Source organism: Nocardioides sp. WG-D5 (assembly GCF_054031175.1).
Window position 1 is genome coordinate 2200094 of sequence record NZ_CM132928.1, and the last position, 22522, is coordinate 2222615.

Annotated in this window: 25 protein-coding genes; 7 read left to right on the forward strand and 18 right to left on the reverse strand. The window is 69.3% G+C overall.

The window, feature by feature from the left end; all coding sequences use genetic code 11:
• Positions 1-93: 93 nt before the first annotated feature.
• The 3 genes from ACWZJV_RS10770 to ACWZJV_RS10780 form a co-directional block, all read right to left on the reverse strand.
• Positions 94-1413, reverse strand: coding sequence for a M20 family metallopeptidase (locus ACWZJV_RS10770; RefSeq protein WP_457181413.1), 1320 nt, complete (start codon positions 1411-1413; stop codon positions 94-96).
• Positions 1414-1438: 25 nt separating this feature from the next.
• Positions 1439-3190, reverse strand: a complete 1752-nt coding sequence (locus tag ACWZJV_RS10775) for a serine hydrolase (protein WP_457181414.1) — start codon at positions 3188-3190, stop codon at positions 1439-1441.
• 150 nt (positions 3191-3340) lie between these two features.
• Entirely contained in the window at positions 3341-4816 is a 1476-nt protein-coding gene (locus ACWZJV_RS10780) for an amidase (protein WP_457181415.1), read from the reverse strand.
• 80 nt (positions 4817-4896) lie between these two features.
• Between ACWZJV_RS10780 and ACWZJV_RS10785 the strand changes: the two genes are divergently transcribed.
• Positions 4897-5349: a DUF4440 domain-containing protein gene (locus ACWZJV_RS10785; RefSeq protein ID WP_457181416.1), complete on the forward strand. Its 453-nt coding sequence runs from the start codon at positions 4897-4899 to the stop codon at positions 5347-5349.
• A 6-nt stretch (positions 5350-5355) separates the two neighbouring features.
• Here ACWZJV_RS10785 and mgrA read toward each other — a convergent pair whose 3' ends face one another.
• The 4 genes from mgrA to ACWZJV_RS10805 are packed head-to-tail and all read right to left on the reverse strand — an operon-like array spanning position 5356 to position 8328.
• Positions 5356-6414, reverse strand: coding sequence for an L-glyceraldehyde 3-phosphate reductase (mgrA, locus tag ACWZJV_RS10790; protein WP_457181418.1), 1059 nt, complete (start codon positions 6412-6414; stop codon positions 5356-5358).
• Entirely contained in the window at positions 6411-6815 is a 405-nt protein-coding gene (locus ACWZJV_RS10795) for a DoxX family protein (RefSeq protein WP_196872695.1), read from the reverse strand. The genes mgrA and ACWZJV_RS10795 overlap by 4 nt, the downstream gene beginning before the upstream one ends.
• 42 nt (positions 6816-6857) lie before the next feature.
• The gene (locus tag ACWZJV_RS10800) at positions 6858-8102 is read right to left on the reverse strand and encodes a type II toxin-antitoxin system HipA family toxin (RefSeq protein WP_457181419.1); all 1245 of its coding nucleotides are present in this window, start codon (positions 8100-8102) and stop codon (positions 6858-6860) included.
• Positions 8086-8328: a helix-turn-helix domain-containing protein gene (locus tag ACWZJV_RS10805; RefSeq protein WP_008360601.1), complete on the reverse strand. Its 243-nt coding sequence runs from the start codon at positions 8326-8328 to the stop codon at positions 8086-8088. Before ACWZJV_RS10805 ends, ACWZJV_RS10800 begins: the two co-directional genes overlap by 17 nt.
• A gap of 128 nt (positions 8329-8456) precedes the next feature.
• Between ACWZJV_RS10805 and ACWZJV_RS10810 the strand changes: the two genes are divergently transcribed.
• The gene (locus tag ACWZJV_RS10810; protein ID WP_457181420.1) at positions 8457-9095 is read left to right on the forward strand and encodes a hypothetical protein; all 639 of its coding nucleotides are present in this window, start codon (positions 8457-8459) and stop codon (positions 9093-9095) included.
• A gap of 64 nt (positions 9096-9159) precedes the next feature.
• Here the strand turns inward: ACWZJV_RS10810 and dmpG are convergent, their stop codons facing one another.
• Genes dmpG through ACWZJV_RS10825 form a run of 3 tightly spaced genes read right to left on the reverse strand, consistent with a single transcriptional unit; the run spans position 9160 to position 11973 of the window.
• Positions 9160-10185: a 4-hydroxy-2-oxovalerate aldolase gene (gene dmpG, locus ACWZJV_RS10815; RefSeq protein WP_008360599.1), complete on the reverse strand. Its 1026-nt coding sequence runs from the start codon at positions 10183-10185 to the stop codon at positions 9160-9162.
• Positions 10182-11141 (reverse strand): acetaldehyde dehydrogenase (acetylating), encoded by a 960-nt coding sequence (locus tag ACWZJV_RS10820; protein ID WP_457181421.1) that lies wholly within the window; start codon positions 11139-11141, stop codon positions 10182-10184. The genes dmpG and ACWZJV_RS10820 overlap by 4 nt, the downstream gene beginning before the upstream one ends.
• Positions 11142-11145: 4 nt before the next feature.
• Complete coding sequence (locus tag ACWZJV_RS10825; protein ID WP_457181422.1) at positions 11146-11973, reverse strand: 2-keto-4-pentenoate hydratase; 828 nt, start codon at positions 11971-11973, stop codon at positions 11146-11148.
• Positions 11974-12042: 69 nt separating this feature from the next.
• Here ACWZJV_RS10825 and ACWZJV_RS10830 point away from each other — a divergent pair, with 69 nt between their 5' ends.
• Positions 12043-12813: an IclR family transcriptional regulator gene (locus tag ACWZJV_RS10830; RefSeq protein ID WP_196872691.1), complete on the forward strand. Its 771-nt coding sequence runs from the start codon at positions 12043-12045 to the stop codon at positions 12811-12813.
• A gap of 18 nt (positions 12814-12831) precedes the next feature.
• Here ACWZJV_RS10830 and ACWZJV_RS10835 read toward each other — a convergent pair whose 3' ends face one another.
• The 6 genes from ACWZJV_RS10835 to ACWZJV_RS10860 form a co-directional block, all read right to left on the reverse strand.
• Positions 12832-13110, reverse strand: coding sequence for a hypothetical protein (locus ACWZJV_RS10835; RefSeq protein WP_457181423.1), 279 nt, complete (start codon positions 13108-13110; stop codon positions 12832-12834).
• A complete protein-coding gene (locus ACWZJV_RS10840) occupies positions 13107-13640 on the reverse strand; it encodes a GNAT family N-acetyltransferase (protein WP_457181424.1) in 534 nt (177 codons plus the stop codon). The genes ACWZJV_RS10835 and ACWZJV_RS10840 overlap by 4 nt, the downstream gene beginning before the upstream one ends.
• A gap of 59 nt (positions 13641-13699) precedes the next feature.
• Entirely contained in the window at positions 13700-14800 is a 1101-nt protein-coding gene (locus tag ACWZJV_RS10845) for a PDR/VanB family oxidoreductase (protein ID WP_457181425.1), read from the reverse strand.
• A complete protein-coding gene (locus ACWZJV_RS10850) occupies positions 14797-15732 on the reverse strand; it encodes a metal-dependent hydrolase (RefSeq protein ID WP_196872687.1) in 936 nt (311 codons plus the stop codon). Before ACWZJV_RS10850 ends, ACWZJV_RS10845 begins: the two co-directional genes overlap by 4 nt.
• Positions 15729-16565 (reverse strand): alpha/beta fold hydrolase, encoded by an 837-nt coding sequence (locus ACWZJV_RS10855; protein ID WP_457181426.1) that lies wholly within the window; start codon positions 16563-16565, stop codon positions 15729-15731. The genes ACWZJV_RS10850 and ACWZJV_RS10855 overlap by 4 nt, the downstream gene beginning before the upstream one ends.
• 145 nt (positions 16566-16710) lie before the next feature.
• A complete protein-coding gene (locus ACWZJV_RS10860; RefSeq protein ID WP_008360588.1) occupies positions 16711-18153 on the reverse strand; it encodes an NAD(P)/FAD-dependent oxidoreductase in 1443 nt (480 codons plus the stop codon).
• 311 nt (positions 18154-18464) lie between these two features.
• Between ACWZJV_RS10860 and ACWZJV_RS10865 the strand changes: the two genes are divergently transcribed.
• From ACWZJV_RS10865 to crcB, 3 genes are read left to right on the forward strand one after another with little or no spacing between them, the layout of a single operon-like run.
• Positions 18465-19409: an ATP-binding protein gene (locus ACWZJV_RS10865; protein WP_457181427.1), complete on the forward strand. Its 945-nt coding sequence runs from the start codon at positions 18465-18467 to the stop codon at positions 19407-19409.
• 18 nt (positions 19410-19427) lie between these two features.
• A complete protein-coding gene (locus ACWZJV_RS10870; RefSeq protein ID WP_457181428.1) occupies positions 19428-19892 on the forward strand; it encodes a fluoride efflux transporter FluC in 465 nt (154 codons plus the stop codon).
• Complete coding sequence (crcB, locus tag ACWZJV_RS10875) at positions 19889-20254, forward strand: fluoride efflux transporter CrcB (RefSeq protein WP_457181430.1); 366 nt, start codon at positions 19889-19891, stop codon at positions 20252-20254. Before ACWZJV_RS10870 ends, crcB begins: the two co-directional genes overlap by 4 nt.
• Positions 20255-20415: 161 nt before the next feature.
• Here crcB and ACWZJV_RS10880 read toward each other — a convergent pair whose 3' ends face one another.
• Together ACWZJV_RS10880 and ACWZJV_RS10885 are read right to left on the reverse strand one after the other, a co-directional pair.
• On the reverse strand, positions 20416-20772 hold the full coding sequence (locus tag ACWZJV_RS10880; protein WP_457181431.1) for a metallopeptidase family protein: 357 nt from the start codon (positions 20770-20772) through the stop codon (positions 20416-20418).
• A 30-nt stretch (positions 20773-20802) separates the two neighbouring features.
• The gene (locus tag ACWZJV_RS10885) at positions 20803-21135 is read right to left on the reverse strand and encodes a WhiB family transcriptional regulator (protein WP_307785524.1); all 333 of its coding nucleotides are present in this window, start codon (positions 21133-21135) and stop codon (positions 20803-20805) included.
• A 297-nt stretch (positions 21136-21432) separates the two neighbouring features.
• On the opposite strand from ACWZJV_RS10885, the gene ACWZJV_RS10890 reads away from it, so the two are divergent.
• Complete coding sequence (locus tag ACWZJV_RS10890) at positions 21433-22479, forward strand: hypothetical protein (protein WP_196872683.1); 1047 nt, start codon at positions 21433-21435, stop codon at positions 22477-22479.
• The last annotated feature ends 43 nt before the right edge of the window (positions 22480-22522 follow it).

A 22522-nucleotide genomic window follows, 5' to 3' on the forward strand; every position in this document is an offset into this window, starting at 1 on the left:
TCTCAGTGATCGACGAAGGGAACAATGCCCCTTCGGGTTCCGATTGTGAAGAGGTAACAGGATTACCGCCGCCGAATCGTCATCAACCGTTAATCAGCCGAAAAATTCGGTAACGTCCACCGCTCCACCGGCCTCCTCGAACTCCTCGCGGACCGTCTCTCGCAGCTTCGCGTCGGAGAGGTAGTCGGCGGCCACCGCGGCCAGACCGTAGGCGGCATCGACGAGCACCTCGTCGGCGTACGGCGTGACCGCGGCAGCGGCGAACTCGCGGCTGTGCAGGGAGACGTCGGCCTCGGCGATCTTGACCATCGCGTGCAGTCCGGGGATCCGGAAGGAGACGTTGCCGAAGTCGGTGGAGCCGGCCAGCAGGTCCGGGACTACACCGGGCGCGAGGACGGTGTGGTTGCGCTCCTGGTAGCGGCGGTTCCAGGCCTGTGCGAGGCCGCTGTTGTTGCGGATCGGCAGGTAGACCGGCGACTCGTCCCAGCTGAACTCGACCCCGCAGCCGGTCATCAGCGCCGCTCCCATCGCCATCTCCTCGAGCCGCTGGGAGAGGACCTTGAGCGTCTCGGGATAGGCGGAGCGTACGTAGAACTCGATCGAGGCGTGCTCCGGGATCACGTTGGGGCGCAGGCCGCCGTCGGTGATGATCGCGTGCACCCGGTCGGTCGGCGGCATCTGCTGCCGGTTGAGCGCGACGCCGGTGTAGAGCAGGTTGGCCGCGTCCAGGGCGTTGCGCCCCATGAACGGCTGGATCGAGGCGTGCGCCGGCACCCCGACGTACGTCACCTTCAGCTGCCTGCGGCCGAGGAAGACCGGCTCGGAGGTGTCATAGGTGAACGGGTGGATCATGATCGCCGCGTCGACGCCGTCGAAGGCGCCCTTCTGCGCCATCAGCTCCTTGCCGCCACCGCCCTCCTCGGCCGGCGTGCCGAGCCAGATCGCCCGGCCGCCGAGCTTGTCGATCACGCTCGCGATGGCCAGGAAAGCACCCACGCCGACGGTCGCGATCAGGTTGTGGCCGCAGCCGTGGCCGATGCCGGGAAGTGCGTCGTACTCGGAGAGCACCGCGATCGTCGGACCGTCCTTGGCGCCGCCCGCCGAGGCGTACAGAGCGGTCGGGAGGCCGTAGGCACCCCGGGCGACCTCGATGCCGTGAGCCTCGACGAACTCCGTCAGCCCGGCCGAGCTGCGGTGCTCCTCGAAGCCGGTCTCGGGGTGCTCGGCGAGGTCGTGGGAGACCGCGACCAGCTCCGGCCCGAGGTCCACGAGCCGGTCGCGGATCGCGTCCAGGATCCCCCGCGGCGCACCCGGTGAGCTCGACTCGACGGCCTTCGTGAGGAGCGCCCTGGCGTCCGCCTCGTCGCGAAGCTGGTTGACCAGGAACGGATTCGGCTGCTGCGGCTGCGTCATGCCGCCAGAGGCTATCGGTGACGTGTCACCTGTCGCTGAGACCCCAGCCGTCGGCGACGATGCGTGCCTCGTCGGCGGGCCGCGAGGAGTCGAACAACGTACGCCACCCCTGGCTGACCACGATGCCGTCGACGTAGATCCCGCGGCCCTGCGAGGAGGAGTCGGTCTCGTAGGTCCACCTCACCGTCGTGGTGCCCGCGGGGAGGGCGGCCCGGCCGCGCAGCCACCGGCGACCGCCGTAGCCGTTGACCGCCTCGCTGGTCTCCCAGCTCCAGCCACCACCCTCGAGCGTCCACGGCAGGGCGCTGAAGGTGGTGCCGTCGGTGGAGTACTGCAGCCGGCCGAAGTCGAAGCGCGGCTCGGTGTCGAAGAAGTAGTCGAAGCGGAGCTTCGCGTCCTCGGTGGCGGCGAGCGGCACGTCGAGCGTCGCCTTCTTCGCGTTCGCGCGCCCCGAGAACCACGACGTACGCTCGCTCGCGGGCCGGACCGCCGAGGCCATGCCCAGCGCGTCGGAGACGGCACGGCGGGAGGGGTTGTTGCTGCCCCAGTCGCGGCTCGGGTGGACGCGGTTGGTCATGAGCACCACGAGCTGGTGGCCGATCGGGTCCATCACGATGCTGGTGCCGGTGTAGCCGGTGTGACCGAAGGAGACCGGGGACCAGATCGGGCCGTGGTACCAGGTCGTGGCGAGCTCCCAGCCGAGGCCGCGCGAGCTGGTGAACCTGGCGCCGGTGTAGTCACGCAGCGAGAGCCTGACGGTGTCCTCCTCCAGGATCCTGGTGCCGTCGTAGACACCGCCGTTGAGGAACATCTGCCCGAACCTCGCCATGTCGGCGGCGGTCGAGAAGACGCCCGCGTGGCCGGCGACGCCGCCGAGCGCCCAGGCGTTCTCGTCGTGCACCTCGCCGCGGATCATCGGCCGCCCCGCCCACGGCTGATACTCGGTGGCGGCGACCCGGTCGAGGCGGTCGGCGGGCGGGTTGTACATCGTGTCCCGCATGCCCAGCGGCTCGGTGATGTGGTCGCGTACGTAGGTGTCCAGCGTCTTCCCCGACAGCCGCTCGACCAGCAGCCCGAGGGTGATCAGGTTGATGTCGGAGTAGCGGTAGATCTGCTCGGGCGCGTGCGTCGGCGTCGTATCCATGATCGCCGCGACCCGCTCCTCGTAGGTGTCGTAGCCCGCCCACAGCGACGGTGACGGGCCGGCGAGCAGTCCGGAGACGTGGGTGAGCAGGTGGCGCACGAGGATCGCGTCCTTGCCGTGCGGCGCGAACTCGGGCAGGTAGGTGACCACCGGTGCCTCGAGGTCGAGGCGGCCCTGCTCCATCAGCTGGAGGATCGCGGTCGTGGTGAAGAGCTTCGACATCGAGGCGATGTCCCACATCGTCTCCGTGGTCGCCGCGACCTGCTGGTCGGCCGGGAGCTCCACGACGGTGGTGCCGTCGAGCCCGTACCTGAGCGCCTTGCCCACGCTCTCGTGCGCCACGACGACGCCGTCCTTGACCGCGATCGCGGTGGCTCCTGCGTACAGGGGGTGGGCGGGGTTCTCCGTGGTCGGCTCGAGGAACCGGGTCAGCTCGGTGCGGATCCTCGCGATCTGTGCCGGATCGAGGCCGACCTGGCGAGGGTGGCCGGGCCGCAGGACGGTGCGCGGGGTGAAGGTGAGCTCGTCGGGAGTGATCGTCGGCGGTTGGCCCGCCGGCGACGCGAGCGTCCGGGCCGCCCTGGTCGGGTCCTCCGGCGTCGCGGCCACCGCGGCACCGCCGAGGAGAGTCATCGCGACTCCACCGAGAGTGCCACCGAGAAGGGCGCGCCGAGAGGTCATGAGCATGTCCCGAGACGGAGTCATACCTCGATAGTGCCGTTCCAGCACCGGCTTCGTGCGGGAAAGGAAATTTTCTTTCATGGGCACGCCCTCATGACACCGTCAGAGCTTCGGCCAGTGCTCCGCCCACGGCTTCGACTCCTCCAGCTGGGCGGCGACCTGCAGCAGCAGCCCGTCGTCACCGAGCTGCCCGGAGAGCTGGATGCCCAGCGGCAGCCCGGCCGCTGTCCGGTAGGTCGGCACCGAGATCGCGGGACGCCCGGTGATGTTGGCGAGCTGGGTGTAGGGCACCCAGCCGAGGTTCTCGTCGACCAGCTGGTCGATCATCCCGGTCGCCCGCATCACCCGGCCGCCGTGCACCTTGTGGAGCACCCGCGCCGCGGTCTGCAGCGCCTTGGGCGTGGTGAGCTGTCCGACCTTCAGCGGCGGCTTCGCCAGCGTCGGGGTGAGCAGCAGGTCGTACGTCTCGTGGAACTCGCTCAGCCGGCGTACGTGGCTGCGGCGGTTGATGTGCGAGAGCTCGACGGCGACCACTCCCCCGGCTCGGCCGAGCTCGGCCACGGCGAGGGTGTCGGCCTCGAAGTCGGCGTTCTTGGCGCCGACGCGGAGCTTGGCCTCGGCGACCTCGGCAGCGGCCGAGGCGAACCAGATGGTGAGGAAGTCCCGGCCGAGCTCGGCGGCGTCGTAGGGCGCCTCGACCTCCTCGACCTGGTGACCGAGCGCCTCGAGGGCCTTGGCCGCGTCCTCGACGGCCGCGATCGCCTCCGGGTCGGGCTCGGTGATCGAGGAGGTCGAGGTGAACCCGATCCGGAGCGGGCGCGGGGCGGCCGCGATGGCCTCGGAGAACGGCCCGTCGGGGTGCGGGGCGTGGAGCATCGCCAGCGACCGGTCGCCGAGGAGCGCATCGTAGAGACCGGCGGCGTCGCGCACCGTACGCGTCACCACGCCCTGGACGACGAAGCCGTTGGAGGCGTCGAGGCTCTGCGGGCCCAGCGGCAGCAGCCCGCGGGTGGTCTTCAGCCCGACCAGGCCGTTGCAGGCCGCCGGGATCCGGATCGACCCGCCGCCGTCGTTGGCGCCGGCGGCCGGCACGATCCCGGCCGCCACCGCGGCCCCGGACCCGCCGGAGGATCCGCCCGGCGTGTGGTCGGTGTTCCACGGGTTGCGCGAGGGTCCGAACAGCTCCGGCTCGGTGATCCCCTTCGACCCGAACTCCGGGGTGTTCGTCTTGCCGAAGATCACCAGACCGGCGTCCAGGGCGCTCCGGGTGAAGTAGGAGTGCTCCTCGGCGACGTCGTCGACGAGCGCCCGGGACCCGTAGGTCGTCGGGTGGCCCTGGTACTCCTGGGCCAGGTCCTTCACCAGGAACGGCACCCCGGCGAACGGCCCGCTGGGGCCATCGCCTGCGACCTGGTCGTCGGCCTCCGGGATGTCGGCGACGATCGCGTTGATCCGCGGGTTCACCGCCTCGGCCCGCTCCCGCGCCGCGGCCAGCACCTCGGCCGCGGTCACCTCCTTGGCAGCGACCAGCTGCGCCAGCCCGGTGGCGTCGTACGTCAGATACTCATCGACCCGCATGAGCGCAGGCTAGCGCCCGGGTCGATCTCCCCGCCTCGAAATGACGTGCCACATCCGGAGCGCGTGGCTATGTTCCGGGCATGGTCACCACCCGCGGCGAGGCCGCAGCGACGTCGGACGAGATCGCGATCGAGGCGCTGGTGGATGCGTTCTTCTCCGCCTTCACCTCCGGACCGGACACGGCCGCACGCCTGGACGATCTGCGCCGGATCATGCTTCCCGGCGCGACCGTGGTGCGCACCTGCGGGCTGCCGGCCGAGGTCTACGACGTCGAGTCCTTCATCGCCCCGCGCCTCGCGCTGCTGACCAGCGGCGAGATCGCCGACTTCGAGGAGTGGCCGGAGCCCGGCCGGATCGACGTCTTCGGCGACATCGCCCACTGGTGGGGCGCCTACGGCAAACGCTGGCGCGCCGGAGGCGAGCTCCACACCGGCCGAGGCATGAAGACGATGTCGTTCGTACGCACCGGCGACGGCTGGCGGATCAGCTCCGCCGCCTGGGACGACGAGCGCGACGGCGTACGCCTCGGTTGACCGCCCTCAGTTGAAGATCTCCCGGTAGTCGCCCTCGACCCGGTCGCGCTTCCACAGGTCGATGCCGGTGGCGGCGGCGTACTCGTCGATCCGGGCCAGCTCCTCGCTGGTGAGCTCGGGACCGGAGAGCGCGCCGAGGCAGTCGGTGACCTGCTCGGGTCGGGAGGCACCGATGACGACCGAGGTCATCCGCGGGTCGCGCAGCGCCCAGGCGAGCGCCATCTGGGCCAGGGTCTGGCCGCGGCCGGTGGCGAGGGAGTTGAGCGACTCGATGCCGGCGAGCGTCTCGGAGGTGAGCGCCTCCGGGGTCAGGAACCGAGCCTTGGCCGCGCGCGAGTCCTCGGGAACGCTGCCACCGAGATACTTGTCGGTCAGCAGTCCCTGCGCCAGCGGCGAGAACGAGATGGCGCCGGCGCCGACCTCGTCGAGGGTGTCCAGCAGACCGTCGGTCTCGAGCCAGCGATTGAGGATCGAGTAGGACGGCTGGTGGATCAGCAGCGGGGTGCCGAGGTCGCGCAGGATCGCCGCCGCCTCGCGGGTCAGCGCGGAGGAGTAGGAGCTCAGCCCGACGTAGAGCGCCTTCCCGGACCGGACGATCTGGTCGAGCGCGCCCATCGTCTCCTCCAGCGGCGTGCTGGGGTCGGGGCGGTGGTGGTAGAAGATGTCGACGTAGTCCAGCCCCATCCGCTTCAGCGACTGGTCGAGGCTGGAGATCAGGTACTTCCGCGAGCCGCCGATCTTCCCGTACGGCCCCGGCCACATGTCCCAGCCCGCCTTGGTCGAGATCACCAGCTCGTCCCGCAGCCCGGCGAAGTCGCCGCGCAGGTGGCGGCCGAAGTTCTCCTCGGCCGAGCCGTAGGGCGGACCGTAGTTGTTGGCGAGGTCGAAGTGGGTGATGCCCGCGTCGAAGGCCGTACGCAGGATCGCCCGCTGCCGCTCGAACGGCAGGTCGTCACCGAAGTTGTGCCACAGCCCGAGGCTGACCGCGGGCAGGTCCAGGCCGCTGTGCCCGGTCCGCCGGTACTCCATCGCGTCGTAGCGGGACTCCGCAGGAACGTACGTCATGCGCCGGTCCCCTTTCCGGCGCGCAGCGCCACCTTGATCATCGGCCACTGCAGCGGCAGCCGCGCCAGCGTACCGGCGAAGAACCCGGCCGACTTGGCGGTCCGCTTCCGGTTGGCCCGCTTCCCCGCGTCGACACTCATCTGCACGTTGGCCGGGAACACCCCGACCAGCAGCGCGGCGCTGGCCAGCCCCGCGATCCGGCGGGTCTTCGGATGCAGCAGCCCCAGCCCGCACGCGATCTCCGCAACCCCGGAGACCTCGACCACCTTGCGCGGCTCCGGCAGCGCCGGCGGCACGATCGGCTCGAAGACCTGGGGTCTCACCAGATGCAGGGTCCCCGACCCCAGGAACAGCGCGGCCAGCCCGACGAGCGGGAGGTCGAGAGAAGAGTTAGTTCGCACAGGACGACTCTGTCACGCTCGCCCAACGCGGGAGCGGTGGAGTCACCCAGCGACCCCAGAACTCCCGGGTCGACCAACGGGGTCGTCGTTGCGGAGATTCCGTACGAAGGTCGAGATGTCTTGCTGGAGCCTCGGGTGGGCGCCCTCCAGCGGATCCTCTTTCCTCACCACCTCCGCGATGTCCGCAAGGCAGTCGGCCACGATCGAGTCGGCACGACGTACGCCCCACTTCGTGATCTCGGCGACCAGATCAGCCGTGGTGAGACCGGCGTGGCGGTATGTCCCATTGACGGCGAGAGCCATCTTCCCGTCGATGTCGGGGATGTGGGCTTGAGGTACGACGTCGTATGCGGGCGCGAGGCGGGGTTCGTCATCGAACGGATGGAGGATGCCAAGGTTCTTCGCGTGCATGTCGAGGTTGCCGACGGCGACCGCGAGCACGACCATCCGCGCAAGGGTCACAATGTCAGCCGTGCGCGTTGTCCGCTGGAGCGTATCGGCGATACGACGCAGGCTCACCAGACCGCCGTACTCCTGATACTTCTGATCTCCCGAGGCTCCCAGCACCTGACTGAAATCCTCCTGGTGAATCCGTCCGGCGGCCGAGCGATCGAAGCGCTCGATGACCAGTGTCGGCAGACCATCGAAGTCGTCGATCCAGGTGTCGTGACTGGCCAGCCCGAGCGCTCGCGAGATCCGGGTGCCGTACTCCTCGTCGAAGATCACACTCGGACGTCGTTCCAACTGCGGCTTGAGAATGTGGCTCGTCGGATGACCGCCCAGTGCCCGCGCCCACCCGCCGTCCTGACGAACGAGAACGACCTTCGGCTGAACACCCGCGAGAGACGACTTCCCGAGCAACGACTCGTTGGCCAGCGGCGCACCGACCGGATCCTCGAGCAGTTGCCGGACTCCGGCATCGTCGACAGGTCGGAGCGACGGCGTCTTCGGCTCTGTCGGGTCATCGAGATCCCAGATCTGGAGCGCTCCTGCGACATCACGACCGTAGCGAGCGAGGAACCCCAGGGGGTCCCCACGCCGCAGCCCCGCCTGCCGCAGCATGTAGTCGTACTGGTCCCCCTCGGGTAGCAGCTCGGCGAACCAGTTGCGGCGCCGCGAGGCCTGATGCTTGCGCGACACGGCGACGAGGGGAACGGCCACCGAGAGCACGGAGCTGTTCGCCCCGAAGCGCTCGACTCCGTCATTGCTCGGGACGAAGTCGTACGTCGCAGGTGGGCCGATCAGCTCGCCGACGATCGTGCCGTAGAGCTCAACCGCGAGCCGCATCGCGCTCGTCCTCCCACGTGGCAGTGAGCTCGACTCCGGTTGCGCGCATCATGTCGAGGAGACGGCGCATGTAGATCGTCGACTTGCCTGATTCGACGTCGCTGACCGTGCTCTGTGGCACGCCTACCGCAGCCGCCAGATCCGTCTGCGTCATGCCGCCGGCCAGCCTTGCCTGCTGAATCGCCAGGCCGAAGTCGGCGGGCGCCCGCAGTCGCGCACTACTCATCTCGCTCGCTCCTCCTATCGCTATTTTCCGATAGGAGGAGCGTATCGGGAAAACCCGATAATGCAACGGTATCGCGATTTCCCGATAACCGCATGACCGTGCCCCGATGCGGCCATAACCTCCTTGTCGTGACTCCACAACGCCTGCGAGTCGACATCGTGATCGAAACAGCCGACGAGATCGACTTTTCACTCTGGCCAGTCCTCGGAGGCAACAAGTTCACGCATGTCGCCCTCAGCCGCGAGTGCAGCGATCGCGAGATCGGCTCGGCAGTCCACGCGGTACTCCACTGGTTCTACCTCGACGAGAACCTCAAACCTGCGCAGACCATCACGGACTATCTTGAGCGTGCGCTCGATCCTTCGCCCCAGGACCCAACGCGGCCCCTAGGATGGGGCGGTCCGCGATTTACCTACGGCGCAACGACCATCGTGCCCGGTTGTTGCTTGAGCATCGATGAGCGCCACGAACTGCGCGACTCTCTCACCGCCAATAGCGGGGTATGGCTCGGTCATGATCCAAGCATTGGGGTTACTCTCGAACACGGCGTTGCGACGGTTGTGCAGGACGATGGTGATGAAGGCGATGACATCACCGCTCAGATACAGACCAGCGAGCGCGAGCTCAAGGCCGCACTCGACGCGGCGGACGTTCGGCTCTCCGAATTCATCGAGCGCGCAGGTGGTTGGGCAGCAAGGTATGCGCCCAATTACGCCAAGTCTCTGACAGAAGCGCTTGCCTCCGCGCTCGCCGTGCCCGCCGCCTGACCCGAAGACAAGCTCGAAGGTCGCAGCCATCATGTGACTGCGACCTTCGAGTTGAACAGCCAGGTCAGGCGCCGGCGGCCTCGCGCTCGGCGAGCTTGGTGAGGCAGATGTCGACGATCATGTCCTCCTGGCCACCCACGAGACCGCGACGGCCGCACTCCATGAGGATGTCGCGGGTGTCGACGCCGTAGCGGGCGGAGGCGTTCTCGGCGTGGCGGAGGAAGGACGAGTAGACGCCGGCGTAGCCCATGGTGAGGGTCTCCCGGTCGACGCGGACGGGGCGGTCCTGGAGCGGGCGGACGATGTCGTCGGCGGCGTCCTGGAGCTTGAACAGGTCGCAGTTGTGCTTGAAGTCGGACAGGTTGGCGACGGCGATGAACGCCTCGATCGGGCAGTTGCCGGCGCCGGCGCCGTGACCGGCCAAGGACGCATCCACCCGGTAGACGCCGTTCTCCACCGCGACGACGGAGTTGGCCACCGACAGCGACAGGTTCTCGTGGGCGTGGATGCCGATCTCGGTCTCGTCGTTCAGCACGTCGCGGTAGGCACGGGCCCGGTCACGGACGTCGTTCATCGTCAGCCGGCCGCCGGAGTCGGTGATGTAGACGCAGTGGGCGCCGTAGGACTCCATCAGCTTGGCCTGCTCGGCGAGCTGCTCGGGCGGGGCCATGTGCGAGAGCATCAGGAAGCCGGAGACGTCCATCCCCATCTCGCGGGCGGCGGCGATGTGCTGCGCCGAGACGTCGGCCTCGGTGCAGTGGGTCGCGACCCGCACCGACCGCACGCCCAGCTCATAGGCCCGCTTCAGGTCGTGGATCGTGCCGACGCCGGGAAGCAGCAGGGTGGTCAGCCGGGCGTTCTTGATGACCGAGGCGGCCGCCTCGATCCACTCCCAGTCGGAGTTGGAGCCGGGACCGTAGTTGACCGACCCACCGGTCAGGCCGTCGCCATGGGCGACCTCGATGGCGTCGACGCCGGCCTCGTCGGCGGCGATGACGATCCGCTTGACGTCCTCGGGCGTGATCCGGTGGCGTACGGCGTGCATGCCGTCGCGCAGCGAGACCTCTTGGACATAGATGGGCGTGCTCATCGCGCGGCCTCCTTGGACGAAGCGATCCGGTCGGCCATCTGCAGCGCGGCCGAGGTCATGATGTCGAGGTTCCCCGCGTACGCCGGGAGGTAGTGCGCGGCGCCCTCGACCTCGAGGAACACCGAGACCTGATGCGTGGGCCGGGCCTCGTCGGGCGAGGCGAGCAGCGTCTCCACCGGCTGGTCCTCAGGAATCGGATGGACCTGCACCTTCTGCTTGAGGCGGTAGCCGGGGACGTACGCAGCGACGTCGCCGACCATCTTCTCGACCGACTCGGTGATCTCCGCGGTGAGCTCCTCCAGCGACCGGGACCCGCCCTCGACCAGCGCATAGACCGTGTCGCGCATGATCAGCGGCGGCTCGGCGGGGTTGAGGATGATGATCGCCTTGCCCCGCTTGGCGCCGCCGACCTGCACGATCGCGCCCGAGGTGGTCTCGGTGAACTCATCGATGTTGGCCCGGGTGCCGGGACCGGCGGAGCGCGACGAGATCGAGGCGACGATCTCGCCGTAGGCCACCGGCACGACTCGCGCGACCGCGGCCACGATCGGGATCGTCGCCTGGCCACCGCAGGTCACCATGTTCACGTTGGGCGCGTCGATGTGCTCGTCGATGTTGACGGCGGGGATGACGTACGGCCCGATCGCCGCGGGCGTGAGGTCGATCAGCCGCTTGCCGTAGGGCTCCAGAGCGGCCGCGTTGGCGACGTGCGCCTTGGCCGAGGTCGCGTCGAAGACGATCTTGATGTCGTCGAACTCCGGCAGCCCGATCAGCCCCTCGACGCCGTCCGACGTCGTCGCGAAGCCGAACTTGGCCGCGCGAGCCAGACCGTCGGAGGCCGGGTCGATCCCGACCATCGCGCCCATCTCCAGGTGCTGCGACGTACGCATCACCTTGATCATCAGGTCGGTGCCGATGTTGCCCGACCCGATGATCGCCACTTTCACCTTGCCCATGGAGTCACTTCCCTACGCTGAAGGCCACCGAGCCGAGGCCCGACACGGTGGAACGAACGGTGTTGCCGGCGGCGATCGGCCGCATCGGGCCGAGCGCGCCGGAGAGGATCAGCTGGCCGGCACGCAGCGGCTCGCCGAAGTCGCGGGCGTAGCGGGCCAGCCACCGGACCGCGTTGACGGGGTCGCCCAGGCAGGCCGCACCGGTGCCGGTCGAGACCTCCTCGTCGTCGATCGACATCGACATGGTGACCTCGCGGGGCTCGAACTCGTCGAGCCGCCGGCGCTCGCTCCCGAGGACGTAGGCGCCGGCGGAGGCGTTGTCCGCGACGGTGTCCCCGAAGGCGATCTTCCAGTCCGCGATCCGGCTGCCGCAGATCTCGATGGCCGCGACGGCGTAGTCGATGGCCTCCCGGACCTGGTCGTAGGAGAGATCGCCGTCGGCCAGGTCGCCCGCGAGGACGAACGCGATCTCGGCCTCGGCCCGCGGCTGCAGGATCGCGTCGGCGGGGAGCGTGTCCCCGTCGGCGTACGCCATGTCGTCGAAGAGCACGCCGAAGTCCGGGGTGTCCACGCCGATCTGCTCCTGCACCGCCTTCGAGGTGAGCCCGATCTTGCGGCCCACGATGGTGGCACCGCCGGCGACGCGGGCGGCGGTGAGCCGCTCCTGGATCGCGTACGCAGCCGCCAGATCGGTCGGTTCGAGCAGGTCCCGCATCGGCGGCACAGGGGTGCCGGTGGCGGCCGCGGTCAGCAGCCGGTCGGCGGCGGCCGCGACGGCAGCATCGCCGACGACGCCACCGGAAAGATCGGCCGGGGAGGTCACTTCGTTCATGCGACCACGGTCTCAGCAGATGGGCCGAACCAGAGGGCCCGGCGTCCCGCTGACCGGTACGGTGATCCCATGCCACACGAGCCTGCCGATCTCGACACCGTGCTCGGCAAGGCGGTGACCATCCTGCGCGCCTTCACCGTCGACGACCAGGTGCTCTCCCTGGCCGAGCTCGTCCGCCGCACCGGACTCCCGAAGGCGACCGTCCATCGCGTCGCCGGCGACCTGGTCACCAACCGGCTCCTGGACCGCACCAACCTCGGCTACCGCCTCTCCGGCGGCCTCTTCGAGCTCGGCATGCGTGCCTCGGTCGAGCGCTCGCTCCTGGAACTGGCGATGCCCTTCCTCCAGGACCTCTACGAGCGCACCCACGAGACCGTCCACCTGGGCGTACGCGAGGGCCACGACGTCGTCTACGTCGCCAAGATCGGCGGCCACCGCCAGGCCAAGACCCCCTCCCGGCCGGGTGGGCGGATGCCCGTCCACTGCACCGCGATCGGCAAGATCCTGCTGGCCTTCTCGGACCCGGAGGTGCAGCAGGAGGTCCTCAGCAGCCCCCTCGAGCGGCGTACGCCGCACACGATCGTCGCCCCCGGCCTGCTCGAGCGGCAGCTCACCGCCGCGCTCGAGAACGGCGTGGCCTTCGAGCGCGAGGAGTCGGCCGTCGGGCTGCAGTGCGTCGCCGCCCCGGTGCTCACCGACGGTGGCGACAAGGCCCTGGCCGCGATCAGCATCACCGGACCCGTGGGCCGCTTCCGGCCCGAGGCTCATGTGACCCTGGTCCGCGCCGCCGCCCAGGGACTCTCCAGCCTGGCCAGCCGCCGCCGCTCCCTGTCGAGCTGACGGACTCCGGCCGAGACGTCAGTCGGTGCGCGCCGGAGGCAGGTCCGCCAGCCGGGCGTCCGGGTGCGCCCGGACCGCGTCGAGAAGCTCCAGCCAGCCCCGGCCGACCTCGTCGAGCCGGTCCTCGGAGACGAGCCGGAACGCGGCGGCGCGCAGCACGGCGACCTCCACCTCGGGCGTACGCCCCGTGGTCCGAAGCGCCCTCAGCACCTCCTCGACCAGTTCGACGGGCGCAGCGGAGTCACCGGCCAGCGCCCACTCGAGCTCGACCTCGGTGGCAACGCCCTCCTCATTCACAGCTTGATCCAGTAACGCCGGGTGAGCCCGTAGCCGTACGCAGCCGCGTCGATGACGTCCTGGAGCTCCCCGCCCTGTGACTCGATGGTCCGCGCGGAGGCCGTGTTGTCGTCGTCGCAGGTGAGCAGGACCCGCTCCAGGCCGAGCGCGCGAGCCTCGTCGAGGACCAGCCCGAGGGCCCGTGCGGCGTGCCCCCGGCGGCGGGCCGAGGAGCGGACCGAGTAGCCGATGTGGCCACCGACGTTCTCGAGGAACTCGTTGAGCGCGTGCCGCAGCTGGACGAACCCGACCACCTCGGCGCCCTCGGTGATCCAGAACGACGAGGCGTGCACCCGCCCGGCGGGCGGCGGGACCGTGAGGTCGCGCTCCCGCGCGGCCTTCGCGACCAGCCGCTCGCACGCCTCCCGGCTCACGTCGGCGGCCTCCTCGTCGGGGATGCCGGCGCCGTCGATGTGAGCCCCGCCGAACTCGGCGACGCACGCCGCCCACGAGTCGTAGAGATCGATGGACGGAACGGCGAGGGCAGTCATGAGGCACAGGACATCAGGGCCACGGCCCGCCGGGCAAACCGTTATCGAGCAGCCGGAGATCAGCCGTCGATCACGACGGTCCCCTTGGCCCGCGAGACGCACAGCATCATGTGGCCGTCACGCTCGTAGTCGGTCAGCACATGATCCCGGTGCTCGACCTCGCCCTCCAGGACCCGGACCCGGCAGGTGCCGCAGAAGCCCTGCTGACACGAGTACGCCTGGGCCGGCCGCACCCGGCGGACGGCGGTCAACGCCGACTCCTCGGCGCCCACCTCCACCTCGACGTCGGAGTCGCCGAGGCGTACCCGGAACGGGCGGCCGCCGAGCACCGGCGGCGGCGAGAACCGCTCGTAGTGGAGCGTGTCGATCAGCGGGTCGGGGATCTGGGCGCGGATCGCGTCGATCATCGGCATCGGCCCGCAGCAGTAGAGCGCCGCGCCCTCGGGCGCCATCGAGATGATCTTGGCCGCGTCGGGGACGCCCATCTCGTCGTCGGGCCACAGCTGGATCTCGTGGTCGCCGACGATCTCCCGGATCTCCTCCAGGAACGGCATGGTCTCGCGCGAGCGCCCGGTGTAGACGAACTCGTACGGCACGCCCCGCCGCACCACGTCGCGCAGCATCGGCAGGATCGGGGTGATCCCGATGCCGCCGGCGACGAAGAGGTAGCCAGCGGGCGAGTCGACGAACGGGAAGGCGTTGCGCGGCCCCTTCAGGACGAGCCGGTCGCCGACGGAGAGGAAGTGGGCCTCGACCGACCCACCGCCACCGCCCGCGGTCGGCTCGATCCGGCGCACGCTGATCCGGTAGGCGGAGAGGTCGTCCGGGTCGGAGTTGAGCGAGTACTGCCGCAGCCGGCCGCTGGGCAGCACCACGTCGACGTGGGCGCCCGGGTCCCAGGCCGGCAGATCACCGCCGCGTTGTCCTGAGCCTGTCGAAGGGTCCTCACGCTCGAACCAGATCGCCTTGACGTCGAGGCCCTCCTCGTCGATCCGGCTGATGCGTACGCGCAGGTCCCGGTCGATCCGCCCGAGCGGCCGACGGCGCCGCCAGGAGCGGTAGGCGGCCTTGGTCCAGTAGCCGCCGACGATCGCCTCGAAGCCCCGGTAGAGCTTCGAGTCGGGGATGTCCGGGACGCTGTAGTGAGCAGGGTTGGTCACTTGCCCTCCGCGCTGTGCTGCTCCGCGATGGCGTCGGCGCGCAGGGCTGCCGGCGACTTGGCCAGGTAGCTCACCGCCTGAGCGGTCGAGCCCTCCTTGGACGGGTCGTAGGCGGGCAGGAAGAACTTCCAGGTCGCCCACCCGATACGGACGATCCCGGGCGCCAGCCCGCGACGCTCGGCGTCGATCAGCTTGAGCAGACTCGCCTTCGGCCGCTCGGCCGGATCGGGCTCGGTCGGGTCGTTCCTCATCAGGTAGCCCGCGCCGCGCCACCACAGCAGGAGCAGCGCGGTGCCGCCGAGCAGGTAGGAGCGGACGCGACGCAGGTAGCGCCCGTCGACATGCTGGAAGACGTCGTACGCCACGTTGCGGTGCTCGACCTCCTCGGCGCCGTGCCAGCGCAGCAGGTCGAGCATGGTCTCGTCGGCACCGGCCTCGTCGAGGGCGGGCGAGTTGAGCACCCAGTTGCCGAGCACGGCGGTGAGGTGCTCGAGGCCCGCGATGATCGCGGCGCGCTCGATCAACCACTCCTCCTTGGCCCGGCCGGTCAGGTCGCGGTCGCCCAGGATCTTGCGGAACAGCGCCTCGATCTCGGCCGCGAACGGACGTACGTCGAGGCCGTTGTCGTTGAAGTAGTCCTGCACCTCCTGGTGGGCGGCGGCGTGCACGCCCTCCTGGCCGATGAAGCCGATCACGTCCTCGCGCAGCTGGTCGTCCTCGATCAGCGGCAGGATCTCGGAGAACACCTTCACGAACCACCGCTCGCCCTCGGGCAGGAGCAGGTGCAGCACGCTGATGTAGTGGGAGGCGAAGGCCTCGCCCGGGATCCAGACCAGGGGCAGCCGGCTCCAGTCGAACTTCACGTTCCGCGGATGGAGGGCCACCTTGGCAGGCTCGTGCCCGCGCTTGGCTTCCTTCGTCTGCTTGCTCATCGGTCCTCCTTCTCGATGAAGGCCACGATCTCGCCCGCGACCAGCTCGGGTTCTGTCGCCACCACCCAGTGTCCGCCCTCGATGACCTGTGTGACCAGGGACGACACGTACGCCCGAGGCGCCTCGGTCTGCAGCGGCACCGTCACGTAGTCGTCGCCGCGCGGGGCGATCACCAGCACCGGCACGCCGGTCGGCCGCGGCTCCGGGCGAAGCAGCTTGCGCACGAAGTTGGCCCGGTAGAGCTCGACCCCGTTGACCTGGTCCTTGGTCGGTCGCGACCCGCCACCGACGAACCGGGCGAGCAGCCCCGAGCGCACCATCGCTTCGGGCAGCAGCGGCAGCTGGAAGACGAAGACGTACCAGGAGTGGGCCAGCTGCCGCACCGAGCTCCCCAGATGGGTCCGCTCGCGCAGCCACGTCGTCGCCATCCCGAGGTCGGGCCCCGAGATCGAGACGTACGTCGCGATCCGGCTGCTCAGGGCCGGGTCGGTCACCGACTCCCAGGTCTGGATCGAGCCCCAGTCGTGCGCGGCGACGTGCACCGGCCGATCGGGCGAGACGGCGTCGATGACCGCCTTGAAGTCCGCGGAGAGCTGCGCCAGGCGGTAGCCGGCGGTCGAGTCGGGAACCCCCGACTCCCCCGTCCCGCGTACGTCATAGGCGACGACGTGGAAGCGCTCGGCGAGCACCTCCGCGACCCCGTCCCAGACGGAGTGGTTGTCGGGGTAGCCGTGGACGAGCACCACGGTCTCGGCATCGGCCGGCCCGCGCTCGTAGACCGCGAGCGTCAGCCCGTCGGTGGTCTCCACCAGCCGTTTGGTCGTCTCGGCCACGTCGTCCTCCTCCGTTGGGTGTCATCAACAGATTAATGAGACACCGTGCCCGCAAACAATAGCAAGCAGGGATCCTGGATCGCGGAAATGACACCGGCCCGCCGCAGACATCGTCTGCGGCGGGCCGGCCAGGAGGCAGGTGGACCTACGAGGCGCTGTGGGAGTCGGCGAGACGCGACTCCTCGGCAGCGTGGTCCTCGAGCTCCTTGCGGCGACGCTCGACCTGCAGAGCGACCTCGGCCGGGTCGTCGATGAGCGCGGCCATGCCGCCCGGGACGCGTTCGAGCGCCTCGCGGGCGAAGATCTGCTGCATGGTGGTGGTGCGCTCGGAGCGGTCCTTGCCGATGAACGACATCATCCAGTGCAGGGTCGCGGTGAGCCGGTTGCGGAACCCGGTCATGTAGGCCAGGTGGACCAGCAGCCAGCCGAACCAGGCCAGCACGCCGGAGAGCTTGAAGCTGCCCATCATCAGGACCGCGTTGAAGCGGGAGATGGTGGCCATCGAGCCCTTGTCGAAGTACTTGAAGTTGCCGGGCTCCGGCTTGTTCTTCAGGCGAGCCTTGATGGTCTTGGCGGAGTGCTTGCCACCCTGGATCGCGACCTGCGCGACACCGGGAAGGTGGTCGAGGCTGATCATGTCGCCGACCACGAAGATCTCGGGGTGGCCCGGCAGGGTCAGGTCGGGGTTGACCGCGATCCGACCGGCACGGTCGAGCTCGGCACCGGTCTGCTCGGAGAGCGTCTTGCCCAGCGGGGAGGCCTGCACCCCGGCGGCCCAGATCTTCGCGATCGACCCGATCCGCTCGGTGCGGCCGTCCTTGAACTTCATCTCGATGCCGAACTCGTCGACGTGGGTGACCATCGCGCCGAGGACGACCTCGACACCGGCCTTCTCCAGGGCCTTCTCGGCCTTGGCACCCAGCTTCTCGCCGAACGGCGGGAGCACCTGCGGCGCGGCGTCGACCAGGACCACCCGGGCCTTCTCGGACTGGATGTGGGTGAAGTCCTTCTTCAGCACCCGGCGGGACAGCTCGGCGATCTGGCCGGCCATCTCCACACCGGTCGGACCGGCGCCCACGACGACGAAGGTGAGCAGGTCGCCGATCGGCTCGCCGCGCGAGGCGGTCAGCTCGGCGATCTCGAAGGCACCGAAGATCCGGCCACGCAGCTCGAGCGCGTCGTCGATCGACTTCATGCCGGGCGCGAACTCGGCGAAGTGGTCGTTGCCGAAGTAGGACTGGCCGGCGCCGGCGGCGACGATCAGCGAGTCGTAGGGAACGTCGATCTCCTGGTTGAGGATGCTCGCCTTGACCGTCTTGCCCTCGGTGTCGATCTCGCTGACCTCACCCAGCAGCACACGGGCGTTCTTCTGCCGGTGCAGGATGTCGCGGGTCGGCGGAGCGATCTCGCCCTGCGACAGGATCCCGGTCGCCACCTGGTAGAGCAGCGGCTGGAACAGGTGATGGGTCGTCTTCGCGATCAAGGTCACCTCGACGTCGTCGCGGCCCTTGAACGCCTTCGCGGAGAAGAGTCCCCCGAAGCCTGAACCGATGATGACGACCCGGTGCTTTGCCTGGTCCGCTGACATTGCCTAATCCCCTACCTCAAACGAGACCTTTTGAACGTTCCACCCATATTCTGAACCATCGCGGCGGATCTGTTCATTCCCGGGCACGACTACTTCGTCACAGTTGCCAGACGGCCGATGAGCATGCATTCCCGCCGCGTGTCCGTTACCGACTCGAAACCCGCCGACTTTAATCTGTGAGGATGACCGGGACCTTGTGCCCTAGTCGTCCATGGCCCGGATCAGACACCTTCAAGTGCGGAAAATTCTTGCAACGAACCGCACACAACGCCATCGTGGTATGCCGACCCGCGAGATCGGAGGAGGAGAACATGCCGTTGAGCCGGCCAGCTCTCCTGCTCCGCCCCGGTTCCCGTGCCGTTCAGGACGCCCGCGCCTGGGTCCGGGCGGCCTGTGAGGAGATCGAGCGCACCGACCTCGTCGACTGCGCCGAGTTCGGTGTCTCCGAGCTGGTGTCCAACGCGCTCTTCCACGGCACCGCGCCGGTCACGATCCGGATGCGCGGCACGGTCGACCACCCCCGGGTGGAGATCCGCGACGCCTCCACCGAGCCACCGCTGCTCCCGGTCCCGCTCGCGCTCGACGACGAGGACGAGGTGCTGCTGACGGTCGGCCGCGGCCTCTCGATCGTGGCCAGCGTCTCCGACGCCTGGGGCGCCGACATCGATGCGGCCGGCAAGACCGTCTGGTTCACCCCGGCGACCGAGATCAGCGAGGGCGACGGGGTCGAAGGCGTGATCACCGGCCCCGCCGGCGCACCGCCGAAGCCGGAGCGCCTCGGCTCCGAGACCGTCCAGGTCAGCATCCTCGGCGTACCTCTCGCCCTCTACCGGGGCTTCCAGCACCACTTCCGCGAGCTGCGCCGAGAGGTACGCCTCCTCTCGCTCACCCACGCCAACGACTACCCGCTCGCCGCCAGCCTCTCGGCCCTGTTCGGCTCGCTGGAGCGCCAGCTCCTCGACGGCCTCGGCCACGGCCAGCTCTCCGGGGTGATCGGTCAGGACTCGGGCAGCCACCGGGAGACGGCCGACCTGCACGTACGCATGCCGCGGTCCGCCGCCGAGACGATGCGCCGCTTCCTCGACATGCTCGACCTCATCGACGAGTTCTGCCGCCAGGAGCGGCTGCTCGTCCTGGCCCGCTCCCCCGAGCAGGTCGCCTTCCAGCGCTGGTTCCTCGGCGAATACCTCACCCAGGCCGCCGGCGGCCGCCCCACCCGGTGGAGCGCGGCTCAGATGGCCGGTCCCCGGTTCTAGAACCCGTACGCTGTCCGCGTGCTGCGTGAGCATGGCGACCTGCTCGCCCCCATCGCCGCCGGCGGAGCGCTCGGCTCGCTGGCCCGCTGGGGGCTCGCGACCGCCCTCCCCCACGGTGACCACGGCTGGCCGTGGGCGACCCTCCTCGCGAACGTGTCCGGCTGTCTGCTGCTGGGCGTGCTGATGGCGTTCGTCCTGGGCCCGTGGTCTCACACCCGCTACCTGCGCCCGTTCCTCGGCGTCGGCGTCCTCGGCGGCTACACCACGTTCTCGACCTACGAGCTGGAGACGTACGTCCTGGGCGGGCACGCGCCCGCGCTCGCGATGCTCTACCTGCTCGTCTCGGTGGTCGCCGGGATCGGCGCCGCCTGGCTCGGGCTGACGCTCGGCCGGGTCGTCGTGCTCGACAGCGGTCGCGAGGTCGTGGCCGGAGGCGTCGACCCCGACCTCGACCCCGACCCTGCGCGCAGGGACGGCCGATGAGCGCGTTGCTCGTCCTGCTCGGGGGCGCGATCGGGGCACCGGCCCGCTACCTGACCGACCTCTACGTCCGCCGGTGGACCGGGTCGGACTTCCCGTGGGGGACGATGGCGGTCAACGCCGTCGGCTCCTTCGTGCTCGGCCTGCTGGCCGGGGCAGCCGCGGGCGGCGTACTCCCGGCGTGGGTGCTCACCCTGGCCGGCACCGGGTTCTGCGGGGCGCTGACCACGTTCTCGACCTTCTCCTACGAGACCGTCCGCCTGGCCGAGAACGGGCAGTGGCGATCAGCCGCCCTGAACGTCCTCGGCTCCCTCGCGGTCGGGACCGTTGCGGTCAGCCTCGGCTACCTCCTGATGCATCACTGAGCTCCAGCGCTGCGCGAATCGCGCGGCACTCGCCGACAAACCCAGCGCTGGAGCGCCCCTCGTCTGGACGCAGCGCAGTGAGGAGCGCAGCGACGAACGGAGCGGAGGAAGACGAGGGTCAAGCGCAAGCGCTGCGCGAATTGCGAAGCAATCGCAAATGGTCAGGCCCAGCCCAGCTCGTGGAGCTTCTCGTCGTCGATGCCGAAGTGGTGGGCGATCTCGTGGATCACGGTGATGCGGATCTCGGCGGCCAGGTCGGCCTCATCGACGCACATCTGCTGGAGCGGCTGACGGAAGATGAAGATGCGGTCGGGCAGGGTGAGACCGTAGAGGTCGTTGCGATCGGTCAGTGCCACGCCGTCGTAGAGCCCGAGGGTGTCCTGCGGCTCGCTCTCGGGCGGCCACTCCTCGACGAGCACGACGAGGTTGTGCACCTGGGCGGCCAGCTCGTCCGGGATGGCGTCGAGCGCCTGGTCCACGAGTGCGTCGAAGCGCTCTGGGCTTATCTCAATCCCCACAGAAGCTATTCTGCCGGGTGACAGATACGGCTACGCAACTGCTTCCGGAGTATTTTTCCGAAGGTTTGCACGAGCCTGGCGCTCCAGGTCCCGCTGGTGGAGCTCTCCGTTGCGCGGACGGCCACGGGTGCGCTTGCGGGCGACCACGATCCCCTCGTAGAAGACCTCGCCGCCCCACACCCCGTGCGGCTCCTGCCGGGCGATCGCACCCTGCAGGCAGGAACGCTGCAGCGGACACGTACGACACAGCTCCTTGGCCCGGTCGGCGTCGGCGCTGGTCGCGGCGAACCACAGGTCGCCGTCCTCGATCGCACACGGCAGCTCGCTCCAGTGCACACCGGTCGTCTCTCTTGCCGTTGCCACAGGCGAAACAGTCATCTCAGTCCCATCCCCTCGCTGATCCCCGTCGTCAGGGATGCCCACCAAAGAGGGTGGTCGGATGGCCTGTCAGTTTTCTGTCAATAGGTAGGTGCTTGGGTCGGTCACGCAGAGTTGAGGTGTCATCTACATCAGGGGATTCCACAACATCGCGACCCTGCTGGTACAAACTGTCCACACTAGAGGGAGGAAGGGCTAGGGTTTGCGACCATGCGCTCAATGAGAAGGGCCTCGGCGTCCATCACCGTGGGCCACCGACCCGTGGAGGACTTCCACCGACGGATGGCGCATGATCCCAACAGCCGAGCCATCGCCTCGGAGACCCGCGACTGGCTGCTGGTGAAGTCCCTTCTCCAGCCGGGCGAGGTCCAGTGGGTGCGGGTCGCGGTCAAGTTCCCTCACGAGGGAAATGCCTCGGGTCACGCGTTCCTGACCGACCGCCGGGTGATGTTCGAGTTCCACGAGCGCGTCTTCTCGGTCAACCTGGCCGTGGTCACCTTCATCGGTGTCCCGCCGCCGCCCAGCCTGGGCGACTTCATCATCGAGGCTCTCGTGCCCGGCTCGTCCTACTCCACGACGATGAAGATCCGGGACAAGGACGCCTTCCACGACTTCTTCCCGACCCTCGACTACGCCGCCCGGGCCGCCGGCGCGCAGCTGAACGTCGACGCCAGCTGGGGTGGCGAGTACGGCACCCCCAACGCCTACGGCCAGCCCGCCCCCAACAGCTACGGCGTGGCTCCGGCTCCGGGGTCCTACCCGCCCCCGGGCTCTGCCTACCCGAACACCGGCTCCTACTACCCCAACCAGGGCCCGTACGGCACCAACACCGGTGCCTACGGCCAGGCACCGAACACCGGCGCCCAACGCGCCGTCGGCAGCGCCTACGGCGGCCAGCAGGGAGCCCAGCAGCGTGCCCGCGAGGAGGCCGCGCTGGTCGAGGCCAACCTCGCCCACGCGCTCCCCGCCTTCCTGCACGAGGGCGAGTCGATCCTCGCCGGGGCCGACATGATCCAGAACATGACCGACGTCGAGATGAAGGTGATGGCCACCGAGTCACGCCTGATCGTCGTCGAAGGCAACATCCTCTGGGCCTCCCCGCTCGAGCACACCCACGTCATCTACGCCGGCGGTGAGCGCAGCCACCTGCGCCTGCTCGCCGAGCGGGTCACCGAGACCATGGCGCTCACCCCCGGACCGCCGACGGCCAACCCCTCCGACCGGCGCCGCCTCGTGCTGCGTACGCTCCGTGACGCCGCCGCCGGGGAGCAGTTGCACAACCACCTCACCACCAACGGTGGCCAAGTCTTCGACGCCTGGCCTGAATAGTCTGCGATTGCTTCGCAATTCGCGCAGCGCTTCCGCTTGACCC